We start from the raw sequence: 13927 nt of genomic DNA, 5'->3' as shown, positions 1-13927 counted from the left end.
TTAGGTGCTGCCGCCTTCGTGGTCACTTGCTGCGGGCTGCCGTTAGCCGTTCGTTAACCATAATTTCCTTAGCTTGCGACATCTTGTTGACGCACTAAGGACACATTTCATGACGATCTCCCGCCGGGGCTTTCTGATCGCTCTGCCGCTTTTTGTCGCCGGCTGCTCCTCGACCGGCCTCAACAGCCAGACGAATTACGCCGCACTTCCGGATGAAAAATTCCCGTTGAAGCAGGTGCCGATCGACAAGATCAAGCCGGAGCTCCGCCGCCAGGAAGTGGCCTATGAAACCACCCATGCAGCGGGCACGGTGATCGTCGATACCCCGGCACGGCGCGCCTACTATGTCCTCGGCGACGGCCGGGCGGTGCGCTACGGCGTCGGTGTTGGCCGCGAGGGGTTGGCCTTTGCCGGCAACGCCTATATCGGCCGCAAGGCGGAATGGCCGAGCTGGACGCCCACCGAAAACATGCAGCGTCGCGAAGAGCGCTATCGCAAACTCGCTGGCGGCATGCCGGGCGGCCCGAACAATCCGCTCGGCGCACGTGCCATGTATCTCTATCGCGGCGGCGGCGACACGCATTTCCGCATTCACGGCACCAACCAGCCGCAATCAATCGGTCTCGCCATGTCGAGCGGCTGTATCCGCATGATGAACCATGACGTGATCGACCTCTATAGCCGTGTCGAAGTCGGCGCCAGGGTCGTCGTCATCCAGGCCTGAGCGGTCCAAATCAGTTTCATTGAAAGAGCCGCCGCAGCGATGGCTGTCGGCGACTTTCGACTTTGTTAGGTCCGGCTGGCGGTCAGCGGTGCCGGGCGGCGATCCCGGTGGAAAGTGCCACGCCGATGCCGGTGATCACGGCGGCGCTGATTTCCGTTAGCCCGATCGGTTCGCCAAGCAGGAAGCCACCGCCCAGCGTCGCCAGCACCGGTGTCAGCGCCGTGAAGGCGGCGGCCTGTGTTCCCCCGAGTGTTCTGACGGCGGTGCCGTAGGCGACCATGGCGACGAGGCCGGAAAGAACGCCCTGGCTTAGCACCTGCAGGCCGATTTCCGGGAGAGGCGCCTGCGGCAGGGAGATGCCGAAGATGAGGGCAAGCACGCCCATGATCAGGAAGGACCAGACGGCGATTAGCGCGCTTGCCTGCACGGCCGTCAGGCCCGAGCGGCGGAAGGCATGCGTATAGCTCGCCCACAGAAAAGCGCCGGCCGGGAGCAGCAGGAAGCTCGTCCATGGCAGCGAGGCATCCGCGAGGCTGTGCGTGAGCAGGATCAGCACGCCGGCGACGATCGCGGCGAGCCCGGCGATGCGGGTGGTGTCGGGTCTTTCGCCAAACAGGGTTATACCGATCAGCGCCGCAGCGAGCGGCATCGAGCCGCCGAGCAGAATGCCCGAAGAGGCAGCCGGCGTCGAATGAATTGCCAGCGTGGTCAGCAGGAAGAAGACGGCGCCCGAGCCGGACACCATGATCGCCAGCAGATGCAGCGGCACGGACTTCGGCAGCAGCCCGGTCTTCAGCCAGACCGGCGACAGCACTAGTGCGGGAATTCCGAAGCGGATTAGCCCGATGTCGATCGAGCCGAGCGGCGTTGCGGCGCTGTGGCGGGTGACAAGAAACCATGTCGCCCAGATCAGTACGGTAACGGTGCCGCCGGCATAACCCAGTGCCTGCGATGGCGACTTGTCGTTCGTAAATGCAATCGTGCTCATCGTCCTGTCCCTTCCTTCATCCGGAGCGTTCCGGTCGAGGAGAAGATTAGTTCGAGAGGGCAGGGCATGTCCTTGCTATCTCTGGCTCAAAAATCATGCTACGCGCAATCTTCTGCCAAACGACGCCAACGGGGATCGCGAAAATGCCAAATCTCGATAAATTCGATATCGCCATACTGAAGTGCCTGCAGGAGGATGCGCGGGCGACCAATGTCGAGATCGCCGAGAAGGTGAACCTTTCGCCGTCGCCCTGCCTGCGCCGCATCCGCAATCTCGAACGCTCCGGCATCATCCGCGGCTACACGGCCGATATCGACCGCAAGGAAGTCGGGCTCGGCCTGACCGTCTTCGTCGAGTTCAAGGTCGTTCATCACAGCCGCGAGAATTCCGAGGCGCAGCAGAAGGCGTTGCTCGCCATCCCCGAAATCGTCTCCTGCTTCCTGATTTCGGGCACCGCCGATTTCCTCGCCGAAGTGGTGGTGGAGGATCTTGCCGCCTACGAGCGGCTTCTGACGGAAACGCTTCTGACGCTCCCGAATGTCAGCGACATCCGCTCGAACTTCGCCATCCGCAGCATCAAGACACACGGACCGTTGAAGCTGCCCGAGGGAAGATGATTTCCCAATAGTTTTTCTCGCTAATAAAAACCCCTCCCCACAAGCGGGAGGGACTAATCTGGGCACCGTCTCGCTCCCCACCAAGGGTCAATATTTGGGATGCGGGTGCGGCAGTTTAAGCCCCTCCCCTTGTGGGCAGGGGTTGGCGAGGGGTCTTGGGTGCTACAGCAGCGTCCCGCTGAGGATGAGCAGCGCCACCGAGAAGTAGATGACGAGCCCGGTGACATCGACGAGCGTGGCGACGAAGGGGGCTGAGGCGCTCGCCGGATCGAGCCGGAGCTTCTGCAGCACGAAAGGCAGCATCGAGCCGCAGATCGAGCCGAAGGTGACGATCCCGATCAGGGCGGCAAACACCGTGATGGCGACCATCTGCCAGTGCGGGCCGTAGTCGTAGAGCCCGGCCGACTGCCAGAAGACGATGCGCGTGAAGCCGACGAGGCCGAGGATCGCGCCGAGTACGATGCCTGTGGGAAGTTCGCGCAGCAGCACCTTCCACCAGTCCGAAAGCTTCAGCTCGCCGAGCGCCAAGGCCCGGATGATCAGCGAGGTCGCCTGCGAACCTGAATTGCCGCCCGAGCTCATGATCAGCGGGATGAACAACGTCAGCACCACGGCCTTTTCCAGCTCGCCTTCGAAATGCTGCATGGCGCTTGCCGTCAGCATCTCGCCGAGGAACAGGGCGGCGAGCCAGCCGGCGCGCTTGCGGATCATGCCGGCGAAGCCGATCTTCATATAGGGCTGGCCGAGCGCCTCCATGCCGCCGAACCTCTGGGCCGCTTCCGTCGTGTCTGAGATCATCGTGTCAATCACATCGTCGACGGTGACGATGCCGAGCATCTGCCCGTGCTCGTCGGTCACCGGCAGGGCGAGCAGGTCGTGTTTGCGGATCAGCCGGGCGACATCCTCCTGCTTCATCAGCGGATCGGCCGAAACCGGCGTGCCCTTCTGCGCCACCGTGAGGATGGAAGCATCAGGCTCGCCGGTGATGAGGCGGCGCAGCGTCACCACATGCATCAGCGCATGGCTGATCTCGTCGAGCACATAGATCGCATAGACGGTCTCGCGCGAGCGTTCGACCTGGCGCACATGGTCGAGTGTCTGGGCGACCGTCCAGTTCATCGGCACGCTGACGAACTCCGTCGTCATGATGCCGCCGGCCGTGCGCGGCGGATAGCCCATCAGGTGCTGGATCGCGATGCGCACCGGTTCGTCGAGGCTAGCAAACAGCCGGGCGCGGGTCTCGCCGTCGAGTTCGAGCAGCACGTCGGCGACACGGTCGTTGGACATGCCATGCAGCAGCCGTGCGGCATCCTCGGCACTGACCAGCGCCAGGATCTGCGCGGCGTTGCGAAGCTCCGGCCGGTCGAGAATATTGACGGCATAGTCGAGCGGCATGCCGGTCAGCACACGGCCGGCGTCCTGGACGGCAAGCGCGTTCAACGCATCGACGCGTTCGGCGATCGTTGCACCGCGGCTGTTGTTGATGAAGGCACGGGCGGCATGGCCTGCCCGAAGTGGGAAGCGATTGATGTTCATTGAGGCTCGCCTTTCCGTCGATCCGCCGTAGCGTCCCGAACGGGCGAGCCGACAGGAGTCGGTCAGCGCACGAGGGCCGCGTACGGCAAAGGCAATCGACTGCTACTGTCGCTTGGCATCTGAGTGATGGCTCCGTTAAAATCCGTGGAAGACAAGTGTCATCCACGTGTCATGCTAGGTGGTCCCGAACGCGGAATAAGTCAAGCGGGAGAAATGCTTAACGCCAGAATGTCGCACCTCGCGATGCAACATTCCAAGAGAGGTATTTGCACGGGCGACCGGGTCTCAGAACCCGGCAAGCACCGCCTTGCCCTTCATCCGGCCCGTTTCAACCATCGCATGCGCTTTCTTCAGGTTCGCCGCATTGATGGGGCCAATGGTTTCGGAAAGTGTCGTGCGGATCTTGCCGGCGTCGACGAGCTCGGAAATCCTGTTCAACAGCCTGTGCTGCTCGATCATGTCGGGCGTTTCGAAGAGCGGACGGGTAAACATCAGCTCCCAGTGGATAGAGGCGCTCTTGCGCATGAAGGGCACGACATCGAGGGTCTTCGGATTGTCGATCAACGCGAAGCGGCCCTGCGGCGCGATGACTTCGACGATGTCGCTGATATGGAGATCGGTGTTCGTCGTCGAGAAGATGAAGCCCGGGGCGCCGATGCCGAGCGCTGCCACCTGCGGTGCGATCGGGCTGGAATGGTCAATGACGTGATGGGCGCCGAGATCCTTCACCCAGTCCTGCGTTTCACGCCGCGACGCCGTGGCAATGACGGTGAGATCGGTCAGCACCCGAGCGATCTGAATGGCGATCGAGCCGACCCCGCCGGCGCCGCCGATGATGAGGATGGAGCGCGCCGCACCCGAAACCGGATCTTGCACCTTCAGCCGATCGAACAGCGCCTCATAGGCGGTGATCGTGGTCAGCGGCAGCGCTGCAGCGGCGGCGAAATCGAGGCTCTTCGGCTTGGCGCCGACGATGCGCTCGTCGACGAGATGGAATTCGGCATTCGTGCCGGGGCGGGCGAGGGCGCCCGAATAGAACACTTGGTCGCCGAGCTTGAACAGGGTGACGTCGGCGCCGACGGCCTTCACGATGCCGGCGGCATCCCAGCCCAATACCCTTGGCTCGTCCGTGGGCGGCGCCACATGAGCGCGGATTTTGACATCGGCTGGATTGACGGAAACGGCCTTGATCTCGACCAGCAGGTCGTGGCCTCGGGCTTCCGGTATCGGCAGCTCGATATCGATCAGCGAGGTTTCGGCGGTAATGGGTTGTGGGCTATTGTACGCAACGGCGCGCATGGCAAACTCCTGTGTTCTTTGCACGGAGGCTAGATGCGCACTATGCTGAAACAGCGCAAGAATGCACAAATTCTGTACATAGTACCAAAAAGGATACTGTAAAAATGTCGTTGCCCCGCGCCAAATTCATCAAGAATTTCCCCGGTTGCCCTGTGGAGGCGACGCTGGGTTTTCTCGACGGCAAATGGAAGGGGGTGATCCTCTTTCACCTGATGCAGGGCACGCTGCGCTTCAATGAACTGCGCCGCAAGCTGCCGGCCGTCACCCAGCGCATGCTGACCAAGCAACTGCGGGAACTGGAACAGTCCGGGCTGGTGTCGCGCACCGTCTATCCCGTCGTGCCGCCGCATGTCGATTATGCCATGACGCCGCTCGGCATGACGCTGAAGCCGGTCGTCGACGCGCTCGCCGCCTGGGGCGACGATTACGTCTTCTGCAGCCCTGAAGGGCGTGAGCTGCGCATGGCGTCAGACGGGCTCTATGCGCCGGCGCGGCGCTCCAGCCGTGCGGAGGCGGCGAAGACGAACAGGCCGAGGAAGGAAAGTGCTGCGCCTACATAGCCGGTTGCGGCAAAACCGTAACCCCAGGCGATGACGAGGCCGCCGAGCCAGGCGCCGATCGCATTGGCGATATTGAAGGCGGAATGGTTGGAGGCGGCGGCAAGCGTCTGCGCGTCGGCGGCGACATCCATCAGCCGCGTCTGCAGCGCCGGGCCGGCGGCAAAACCGCAGCCGACCAGGAAGACCGAGAGGCCGAGCATATAGGGATTGGCGGCGGTCAGCGAGAAGGTGGTCAGCACGACGATATTATAGACGAGCGAGCCGCCGATCGTGCCGAGCAGCGATTTGTCGGCAAGCCAGGAGCCAATGAAATTGCCGGCATTCATGCCGACGCCGAACAGTACCAGCATGATCGGGACGGCCGTTTCCGGCAGCATCGCCACCTGAGTGGTCGTCGAGGCGATATAGCTGAACATTGCAAACATGCCGCCGTAACCGACGGCGGCGATGCCGAGCGTCAGCCATACCTGCGGCCGGCGGAAGGCGCCGAGTTCGCGCAGGAAGCTTGCCTCTTCGGAAACCCTGTCCTGGGGAACGTAGAACCAGATCAGCACTACCGTCAGCAGGCCGAGCATGCCGACGGAGAAGAATGCGATCTGCCAGTCGAGCGACTGGCCGAAGAATGTCGTCAAGGGCGTGCCGAGAAGTGTCGCGACGGTCAGGCCGAGCATGACGCGGCCGACGGCCCGCGCGCGGCGATGCACCGGCACCATCGAGGCGGCGACCAGCGCCGCGACGCCGAAATAGGCGCCATGCGGCAGGCCGCTGACGAAGCGCAGCAGCGTGAAGGTTTCGAAGGTCGGCGCCATGGCGCTGGATATATTGCCGGCGGCAAAGATCAGCATCAGCGTTAGGAGCAGCGTTCGGCGCGCCATTTTCGCGGCGAGCACGGCGATAACGGGCGCGCCGATGACGACGCCGAGCGCATAGGCGCTGATGACGTAGCCGGCCTGCGGCGTCGTCACCGAGAAGGTGTCGGCGACATTCGGCAGCAGCCCCATGATCGCGAATTCGCCGGTGCCGATGCCGAAGCCGCCGCAGGCGAGCGCCAGCTGAACCAGGGCGACGGTCGTTGCCGATGGCAGCTCGTCATCCGGCTGGCTTTCGATGGAATCATTGATGGCGATCTCACTCATGAGCGCTCCTCGGGACGGTCGCTGCTTGGCATTGGCCTCAGGCGCAAGCGCGGCCGCGAGGCGATCGTGGTCTATGGCGGGAAGTGGAGACGATCTCTCCGATATCTGATCTATCCGTGATGTACCGGCAGGCGTCGAGTGCATTTTTCGCAGTGCAGCGTCCTGCTATGTGCATATGTCCGTTGCAATATTTGCAATTCAGTCATTCCTTCGGAAAGGCGGTTGTGCTTGAAATCGCCGATGCCGCAACCATCTCAAGGCAAAGGCAGGAACAATTCCGCGCCAGGGACGGGAGCCCTTATGAAGCTTGTAGGCTTTTTCAATCGCGACGGCGGCACCTTCAGGACCACCGATATGCTGGCCTACGAAAAGAGGGCGGAGGAGGCGTTCCGCGACGCGGGGCATGATTTCGACGCCATCGTCTTCTCCGGAAAGGAGATCATTCCCGCCATGGAGCGGGCGGCCAAGCGTGACGATATCGACGGCATCGTCGCCGGCGGCGGCGACGGCACGATTTCGGCCGCGGCATCGATCGCCTGGAAAAACGGCATTGCGCTCGGCGTCGTGCCGGCCGGCACTATGAACCTTTTTGCCCGCTCGCTGCGTGTGCCGCTCGATATCTGGCAGGCGCTCGATGTGCTTGCCACCGGCGAGATCGACAATGTAGATATTGCCAGCGCCAACGGACGCCCCTTCATCCACCAGTTTTCCGCCGGCCTGCACGCCCGCATGGTGCGCTACCGCAACGCCTACAGCTATCGTTCCCGCCTGGGCAAGATCCGGGCGAGCACGAAGGCGGCTTTGGGTGTCGTGTTCAATCCGCCGGAATTCGAAGTCGAGTTCGAGGCGGCCGGCATGCGGGAGCGCCGCTGGGTGTCGGCAATCTCGGTCTCCAACAATCCTTTCGGCGAGAATGCGCTGCTCTACGCCGATAATCTCAGAACCGGCGAACTCGGCTTCTATACGGCAAATCCGCTAAAGCCCCTCGGTGTCGCCCGCCTCGCCATCGACATGCTGCGCGGCAAGGTCCGCGAGAATGCCGACGTCATGGTGATGCACCCGGCCGAAGTGCAACTGCATTTCCCGAAACTGCGCTCCAAGGCCAATTGCGTGATGGACGGCGAACTGCTGCCGCTTGAACGCAATGTCTCGATCCGGCTGCATCCGGGCGAATTGAAGGTTCTGGTCAAGCAGGGCCTGGCAGCGCAGGTGGATGAGGCCGAACGGCGCGAGCCCGCCGCGTAAGTCGGCCGCGGCGCAAGTTTTAGAGCCGCGGGAGATAGGTTTGGTAATCGAAATCCGAGACGGTGCGCAGATGCGCGAGTGCTTCCTTGCGCTTGGTGTCGCCATAAAGCGCCTGATAGCGTGCGCCGAAGGTATCGGCGATGAAGGGCGAGGTGCGGAAGGTCTCGACCGCGCTGAGGAAATCATGGGTCAGCCGTGTCGTCTCGGCAGGCGTGTGGGCGGGCGTCGTCTCCTCGCCGGGATCGAGTTCGCCGTCGAGGCCAAGCAGCATGCCGCCGAGGATCGCCGCCAGCAGCAGATAGGGATTGGCGTCGGCGCCGGCGACGCGGTGCTCGATGCGGGCGGCCGGCCCGTCCTTGTCGGGTATGCGGATCGCCGTGCCGCGATGGCCGTTGCCCCAGGTCAGATCGACAGGTGCAAACGAGCCCGGCTGGAAGCGGCGATAGGAATTGGCGAAGGGGGCGAAGACCAGTTGCGCTGCGCGCATCGTGTCGAGCAGGCCTGCCGTGACCGATTTCAGCCGCGTCGGCTCGCCGCCCTTGGCGTCGAGGATGTTGCGGCCTTGGCTGTCGATGACGCTTGCATGCACATGCAGGCCGGAGCCGGCATGGTCGGAATAGGGCTTGGCCATGCAGGTCGATTTCAGCCCGTGGCGGCGCGCCGCCTGCTCGGCGATGCGCTTGAGGTAGAGGCAATCGTCGGCGGCCGCCAGTGCATCGGGGCGATGCAGCAGGTTGACCTCGAACTGGCCGGGGCCGAATTCCGCCGTCGTTGCATCCGCAGGCAGTCCCTGCGCCTTCGCATAGGCCCTCAGCATCTTGAGATAGCCGTCGAGCGCATCGACTGCGCTCATGTCGTAGAGCTGGAAACCGTTCGGCTCGCCACGATAGGTGAGGCTTTCAGGCGGGGAAGGGCGCCCGGTTTCGCGCCAGTCGCCGGACATCACGTAGAATTCCAGCTCGGTGGCGACGACAGGCGTCAGCCCGCGCGCCGCATAGCGCTCGACCACCGAAGCGAGGATGGCGCGCGGATCCATGAAGCTCGGGCTGCCGTCGAATTCATGCATGGTGGCAAGCACCTGCATCGAGCCTTCGGGCGCCCAGGGCATCGGCGCCAGGCTGCGCCTGTCGGGGATGACCTTGCCGTCCGGATCGCCGATCGTCAGCGACAGGCCGGTGATGTCGTCATTGTCGTCGCCCCAGATGTCGAGCGATTGCGTCGAGGTCGGCAGGCGGATTTCGCCGGCCCAGACCTTGCCTTCGGCGCCTGATGGAAGCTGCTTGCCGCGCAGATCGCCGTTCATGCCGACGATCAGGATTTCGAAACGTGGGTCGCCGCCCTCGGTCTTGCCGTCCATCCTGCCGCTCGCCATGACCTTGAAAATCCTCCGGGACAAGGCCAAGCTCCTATCCCATCGATAGCAGCCTTTCAATCCGCGAGGGTCCTCACCTTATGCCCGATACTTCCCCACCCCCGAACCTTGAGGCGATCGACGCCGCGCATCACCTGCATCCCTTCGCCGACATGAAGAAGCTGAATGCCGATGGCACGCGCATCATCCAGCGCGGCGAGGGCGTCCATATCTTCGACAATCACGGCAGGAAATATCTCGACGGCTTTGCCGGCCTCTGGTGCGTCAATATCGGCTATGGTCGCCGGGAAATCACCGAGGCCGTCGCACGGCAGATGAACGAGCTGCCCTATTACAACACCTTCTTCGGCACGAGTTCGGCGCCGGCGACGCTGCTAGCGCAGAAAGTCACCGCCCATGCCGGGCCGCGTTTCAACCACATCTTCTTCACCGGCTCCGGCTCGGAGGCGAACGACACCTGGTTCCGCATGGCCCGTGTTTACTGGAGCGCCGTCGGCAAGCCGTCGAAGAAGATCGTCATCGCGAGAAAGAACGGCTATCACGGTTCGACCGTCGCCGGCGCCAGCCTTGGCGGCATGAAATATATGCACGAGCAAGGCGACCTGCCGATCCCGGGCATTGTCCATATCGGCCAGCCTTACTGGTACGGCGAGGGCGGCGATCTCTCGCCTGATGAATTCGGCCTCAAGGTCGCCCGCGAGCTCGAAGCGAAGATCGACGAACTGGGCGAAGAGAACGTCGCGGCCTTCGTCGCCGAGCCGGTGCAAGGCGCTGCCGGCGTCATCGTCCCGCCCGAGACCTATTGGCCGGAGATTGACCGCATCTGCAAGGCGCGCAATATCCTGTTGGTAACCGACGAGGTGATCTGCGGTTTTGGCCGGTTGGGCGCCTGGTTCGGCCACCAGCATTTCGGCGTCGAGCCGGATCTCGCGCCGATAGCCAAGGGGCTGTCCTCCGGCTACCTGCCGATCGGCGGCGTCCTCGTCAGCGACCGCATCGCCGATGTGCTGATCAACGAGGTCGGCGAGTTCAATCACGGCTTCACCTATTCCGGCCATCCGGTCTGTGCGGCCGCCGCCCTCGAAAACCTGTGCATCATCGAGGAGGAGAAACTGGTCGAACGCGTGCGCGACGATATCGGCCCCTATTTCGGCAGGGCTTGGGCGGCGCTCGCTGATCATGATCTCGTCGGTGAGGCCGTCAGCATCGGCCTGATGGGCGCCCTGCAGCTTGCCGCCGACAAAAGCACCCGCGCCCGTTTTGAAAAACCCGATCAGGTCGGGGCGCTGGTGCGCAACCACGCGCTCGCCAACGGCCTCGTGCTGCGCGCCACCGGCGACCGCATGCTCGCCTCGCCACCGCTCGTCATCAGCCATGCGGAGGTGGACGAGATGGCAAGGATTACCAGGCTGGCGCTGGATTTGGCCTGGAAGGAGCTGAAATCCTGATTTCGCTCAGTTCAGCTGGTTGATCCAGGCATAGCCGAAACGGTAGCTGTCGTCGCCGCGCCTGTAGAAATAGGGCACGTCGATCACCAATCCCTCAGGTGCGGATGCGCCGAGATTGGCTTGGAGCCATTGCGCCATATCAGGCGGGAGTGCTTCGCTGCCGCCCTTCTGCGGTATCAGCCAAACGAGGAGAAGTGGTCGCCGGCCGGTCAGATCGGGGTTGAAACCGGGATAATCGACGGAGAGGACCGGCGCGCCGGGAATATCCTGCCTGAGATTGCCGGCAAGCAGGCTGTCGCCGGCGAGGATCGCCGCCGGCTCGGCCTGTTTTCGCAAGCTTTCCAGCATCGTGGCATAGGGCCTGTTCAATCGTTCGTAATGACCGGAAAAGCGTGCCGCCGCGACGCTGGCGTAAAGGGCGGCCGGTACGCCGATCATGATGATGGCGACGGCGACCATGAAACGCCGGAAGGCCCTACCTGTCGTGACGCCGGCGGCCTCGATCTTCAAGCAGAAATAGAGCGGCAGGATGAAGAGCATCGGTACCAGCCAGCGATCCTTGATGCCGGCCGCGCCGCCGAAGACGATCAGAAAGAGAATGCCGATGAGGAAGACGAGCATCATCCGCTCGATGAGCTGCGTCCATTCCGAGCCGGCGGTGAGCGCCGGGCGAAGAGCGTTGCCGAAGACGATGGCGAAGATCGCCACGGTCAATCCGGCAAAGCTGATGATGGCCAGAGCAAGCGAGCTGACACCCATGGTGACCTGCATGAAATAGCTCGCATCACCGCTCGCGGTCATCTTCTCCAGCGTGCGGGCGGTGGCGAAATCGAGATTGTCCTTCAGCCAGAAGAGATGCGGCAGGACGATGATAAGCGCCACGACAGCGGTCAGTAGCAGCCGCCGGTCGAAGATGCGCTGCCGCAGACGCGCATCCGCCAGCGCGGCAATCAGCGCTGCCGCCGGCAGGATTGCGAAATTATATTTGGCCAGCAGGCCGAAACCGATGCCGATGCCGGCGATCAGATAGGAAGCAAGGCTCGGCTGCTTCAGGCTGCGGATGAAGCCGTAGAAGAAGATGCTGGCCGAGAAGAATACCGCGACTGTATGCGTCAGGTCGCGCTGCATCTCGAAAACCATCTGCGGGATGGTCAGCAGCCCCAGCGTCGATATCGCCACCAGCGCCCTGTCGCGCAGGACGAGCCGTGCGGTCAAGCCGTACAGCAGATAGGAGATGAACAGCAGAAGGTTCTTGACCACCGAAAGTGCGGCAAGCGACACGCCTGTAAATTGGAAGACGGTGTATTGCAGCCAGTTGTAGAAGGGCGGCTGCGGGCCGTAGCCGGCGGCAAGCCATTGCGAGCGGAAGGCCTGTTCGGCCTCGTCGAGATCGAGCGAATGCGAGGTCGCCAGCCGCACGCCGATCTGAAGCACGAAATAGGCGGCCAGCAGGACGAAAATCCAGCGGATGTCGCGGCTGTCGGTTTCGGTCATCTATCTGGTCCCCGGCTGAACCCAGGCATAGCCCAGCGCGAAATTATCGCCCTGGCGGCCGAAATAATAGGGAAGCGACAGCGAGCCGATCTCCTGCGACGCAATGCCCGCCGTTGCCAGTGCCGACGAAAACCGTTCCGGCATGACCGCATCGGCGGCCGTCGCCGTCTTCTTGCCGCGCCAGACGACCAGCACCGGTCCCTTCGCCTCGGCATAGGCGGGAATGCCCGGTGCCGGAAAATCCGGGATGATCACCGGCACATCGGGAAATTGCAGCCGCATGTTTCCGCCGATATAGGTGTCCGAGGCGATCACCAGCGCCGGTTCCGCCTGCCGCGTCATCTCGCGGGAAAGGCCCGCCATCGGCACGTTCGGCCTCGCGTAGACGCCGAACAGGCCGGCGCCGACGACACGCAGGCCGAGCGCGATCAGCACGCAAGCCATCAGCACGGGCAGTACCGGCCGGAGGCGGCGCAGCCCCGCGGAAAGGTCGATGCCGGCAGCCTGCATCTTCGCCAGGAAATAGATCGGCAGCACCAGCAGGAACGGGTCGAGCCAGCGCTCGCGCACGGTGGTGGAACCGGTGAAGAGCACGATGAGAACGATGCCGGCAAGGCTTGCGAGCATCATCCGCTCGATCATCCGGGTCCAGCGGTTGCCGGCCGAAACGGCACGAACAAAATCCCGGCGGAAAGCGGCGGCGAAGATGGCGACCGGCAGGGCCGCAAAGGCGATGATGGCGACGACAAAGGCGATGAGGCCTTTGCCGGCTCGCGCGATGCCGGCCGGTTCGTTGCCGGCGGCCATCTTCACCAGAGTATCGGAGGATGCGAATGCGAGATTGTCCCGCAGCCAGATCGCGTGCGGCAGGATGATGACGAGCGCGACGGCGATCGCCGCCAGCATGCGCCAGTCGATCGCCCTGCGCCGCCATTCGGCATCCGGGAGTATGGCGATCAAGGCAGCGGCCGGCATCAGCGCGAAATTATATTTCGAGATCAGCCCGATGCCCGTGGCAAGCCCGAGCAGCAGATAGCTGCCGATAGCGGGCCGGTCGAGCGTGCGGAAGAAGCCGTAGAGAAACAATGCGCTGGCAAAGAGCAGCGCCGTCGTGTGGGTCAGATCCTGCTGGGCCATAAAGGAGACCTGGGGCAGGGTGATCAGCGCCAGCATGCCGATGGCGGCAAGCGCCTGATCCTTTAAGACTTCGCGCCCGGCAAGGCCGTAAAAAAGGTAGCACAGGAAGAGCAGGATGTTCTTCGGCACGATCAGCGCGCCGATCGACATGCCCGTCACAGAAACGACGGCATATTGCATCCAGTTGTAGAAGGGCGGCTGTGGGCCGTAGCCCGCCAGCAGATATTGCGAGAAGAAGGATTGCTCTGCCTCGTCGAGCTCCAGCGAATGCGGAAGCGCGATGCGCAGCACGATGTTGAGCACGAAATAGGCCGCAAGCAGCAGGCCCGCGGTTTTGATCGTCCTCGTCGCGCGCTCCAGCATCGTGCTGC

General features: G+C 63.2%; 12 protein-coding genes. 5 read left to right on the top strand and 7 right to left on the bottom strand.

The window, feature by feature from the left end:
* Positions 1-109: 109 nt before the first annotated feature.
* Positions 110-724, top strand: a complete 615-nt coding sequence (locus MF410_RS12145) for a L,D-transpeptidase (RefSeq protein ID WP_097629477.1) — start codon at positions 110-112, stop codon at positions 722-724.
* An 82-nt stretch (positions 725-806) separates the two neighbouring features.
* On the opposite strand, the gene MF410_RS12140 is transcribed toward MF410_RS12145, so the two are convergent.
* Positions 807-1712, bottom strand: a complete 906-nt coding sequence (locus tag MF410_RS12140) for a DMT family transporter (RefSeq protein ID WP_097629478.1) — start codon at positions 1710-1712, stop codon at positions 807-809.
* A gap of 95 nt (positions 1713-1807) precedes the next feature.
* On the opposite strand from MF410_RS12140, the gene MF410_RS12135 reads away from it, so the two are divergent.
* A complete protein-coding gene (locus MF410_RS12135; protein ID WP_179867185.1) occupies positions 1808-2329 on the top strand; it encodes an Lrp/AsnC family transcriptional regulator in 522 nt (173 codons plus the stop codon).
* A gap of 162 nt (positions 2330-2491) precedes the next feature.
* Here MF410_RS12135 and mgtE read toward each other — a convergent pair whose 3' ends face one another.
* Together mgtE and MF410_RS12125 are read right to left on the bottom strand one after the other, a co-directional pair.
* Entirely contained in the window at positions 2492-3865 is a 1374-nt protein-coding gene (gene mgtE / locus MF410_RS12130; RefSeq protein ID WP_097629479.1) for a magnesium transporter, read from the bottom strand.
* A gap of 285 nt (positions 3866-4150) precedes the next feature.
* Entirely contained in the window at positions 4151-5164 is a 1014-nt protein-coding gene (locus MF410_RS12125) for a zinc-binding alcohol dehydrogenase family protein (RefSeq protein ID WP_097629480.1), read from the bottom strand.
* A gap of 104 nt (positions 5165-5268) precedes the next feature.
* Between MF410_RS12125 and MF410_RS12120 the strand changes: the two genes are divergently transcribed.
* On the top strand, positions 5269-5724 hold the full coding sequence (locus tag MF410_RS12120) for a helix-turn-helix domain-containing protein (protein ID WP_097629481.1): 456 nt from the start codon (positions 5269-5271) through the stop codon (positions 5722-5724).
* On the opposite strand, the gene MF410_RS12115 is transcribed toward MF410_RS12120, so the two are convergent.
* Positions 5643-6860 carry an MFS transporter gene (locus MF410_RS12115; protein WP_131711782.1) on the bottom strand — a complete coding sequence of 406 codons (1218 nt, stop codon included), beginning with the start codon at positions 6858-6860 and terminating at the stop codon, positions 5643-5645. The two genes, MF410_RS12120 and MF410_RS12115, sit on opposite strands and share 82 nt — an antisense overlap.
* Before the next feature lie 300 nt (positions 6861-7160).
* On the opposite strand from MF410_RS12115, the gene MF410_RS12110 reads away from it, so the two are divergent.
* On the top strand, positions 7161-8105 hold the full coding sequence (locus MF410_RS12110; protein WP_097629483.1) for a diacylglycerol kinase family protein: 945 nt from the start codon (positions 7161-7163) through the stop codon (positions 8103-8105).
* Positions 8106-8124: 19 nt separating this feature from the next.
* On the opposite strand, the gene MF410_RS12105 is transcribed toward MF410_RS12110, so the two are convergent.
* The gene (locus MF410_RS12105) at positions 8125-9477 is read right to left on the bottom strand and encodes a glutamine synthetase family protein (protein ID WP_097629484.1); all 1353 of its coding nucleotides are present in this window, start codon (positions 9475-9477) and stop codon (positions 8125-8127) included.
* An 80-nt stretch (positions 9478-9557) separates the two neighbouring features.
* On the opposite strand from MF410_RS12105, the gene MF410_RS12100 reads away from it, so the two are divergent.
* Positions 9558-10925 carry an aspartate aminotransferase family protein gene (locus MF410_RS12100; protein ID WP_097629485.1) on the top strand — a complete coding sequence of 456 codons (1368 nt, stop codon included), beginning with the start codon at positions 9558-9560 and terminating at the stop codon, positions 10923-10925.
* Between the two features lie 6 nt (positions 10926-10931).
* Here the strand turns inward: MF410_RS12100 and MF410_RS12095 are convergent, their stop codons facing one another.
* Positions 10932-12419: a glycosyltransferase family 39 protein gene (locus MF410_RS12095; RefSeq protein ID WP_097629486.1), complete on the bottom strand. Its 1488-nt coding sequence runs from the start codon at positions 12417-12419 to the stop codon at positions 10932-10934.
* Complete coding sequence (locus MF410_RS12090; protein ID WP_097629487.1) at positions 12420-13919, bottom strand: glycosyltransferase family 39 protein; 1500 nt, start codon at positions 13917-13919, stop codon at positions 12420-12422. It abuts the gene before it with no gap.
* Positions 13920-13927 lie beyond the last annotated feature (8 nt).

Origin of the sequence: Rhizobium sp. C104, from assembly GCF_022354505.1 — a bacterium.
Classification (GTDB): Bacteria; Pseudomonadota; Alphaproteobacteria; order Rhizobiales; family Rhizobiaceae; genus Rhizobium; species Rhizobium redzepovicii.
The sequence above is the reverse complement of the archived record's forward strand: the minus strand, read 5'-3'. Positions and strand labels throughout refer to the sequence as shown.

Coding starts and splice junctions, on each gene's coding strand:
- MF410_RS12125 (WP_097629480.1), bottom strand. CDS start 5,164: ATGCGCGCCGTTGCGTACAATAGCCCACAACCCATTACCGCCGAAACC.
- MF410_RS12090 (WP_097629487.1), bottom strand. CDS start 13,919: ATGCTGGAGCGCGCGACGAGGACGATCAAAACCGCGGGCCTGCTGCTT.
- MF410_RS12140 (WP_097629478.1), bottom strand. CDS start 1,712: ATGAGCACGATTGCATTTACGAACGACAAGTCGCCATCGCAGGCACTG.
- mgtE (WP_097629479.1), bottom strand. CDS start 3,865: ATGAACATCAATCGCTTCCCACTTCGGGCAGGCCATGCCGCCCGTGCC.
- MF410_RS12105 (WP_097629484.1), bottom strand. CDS start 9,477: ATGGCGAGCGGCAGGATGGACGGCAAGACCGAGGGCGGCGACCCACGT.
- MF410_RS12115 (WP_131711782.1), bottom strand. CDS start 6,860: ATGAGTGAGATCGCCATCAATGATTCCATCGAAAGCCAGCCGGATGAC.
- MF410_RS12100 (WP_097629485.1), top strand. CDS start 9,558: ATGCCCGATACTTCCCCACCCCCGAACCTTGAGGCGATCGACGCCGCG.
- MF410_RS12145 (WP_097629477.1), top strand. CDS start 110: ATGACGATCTCCCGCCGGGGCTTTCTGATCGCTCTGCCGCTTTTTGTC.
- MF410_RS12120 (WP_097629481.1), top strand. CDS start 5,269: ATGTCGTTGCCCCGCGCCAAATTCATCAAGAATTTCCCCGGTTGCCCT.
- MF410_RS12110 (WP_097629483.1), top strand. CDS start 7,161: ATGAAGCTTGTAGGCTTTTTCAATCGCGACGGCGGCACCTTCAGGACC.
- MF410_RS12135 (WP_179867185.1), top strand. CDS start 1,808: ATGCTACGCGCAATCTTCTGCCAAACGACGCCAACGGGGATCGCGAAA.
- MF410_RS12095 (WP_097629486.1), bottom strand. CDS start 12,419: ATGACCGAAACCGACAGCCGCGACATCCGCTGGATTTTCGTCCTGCTG.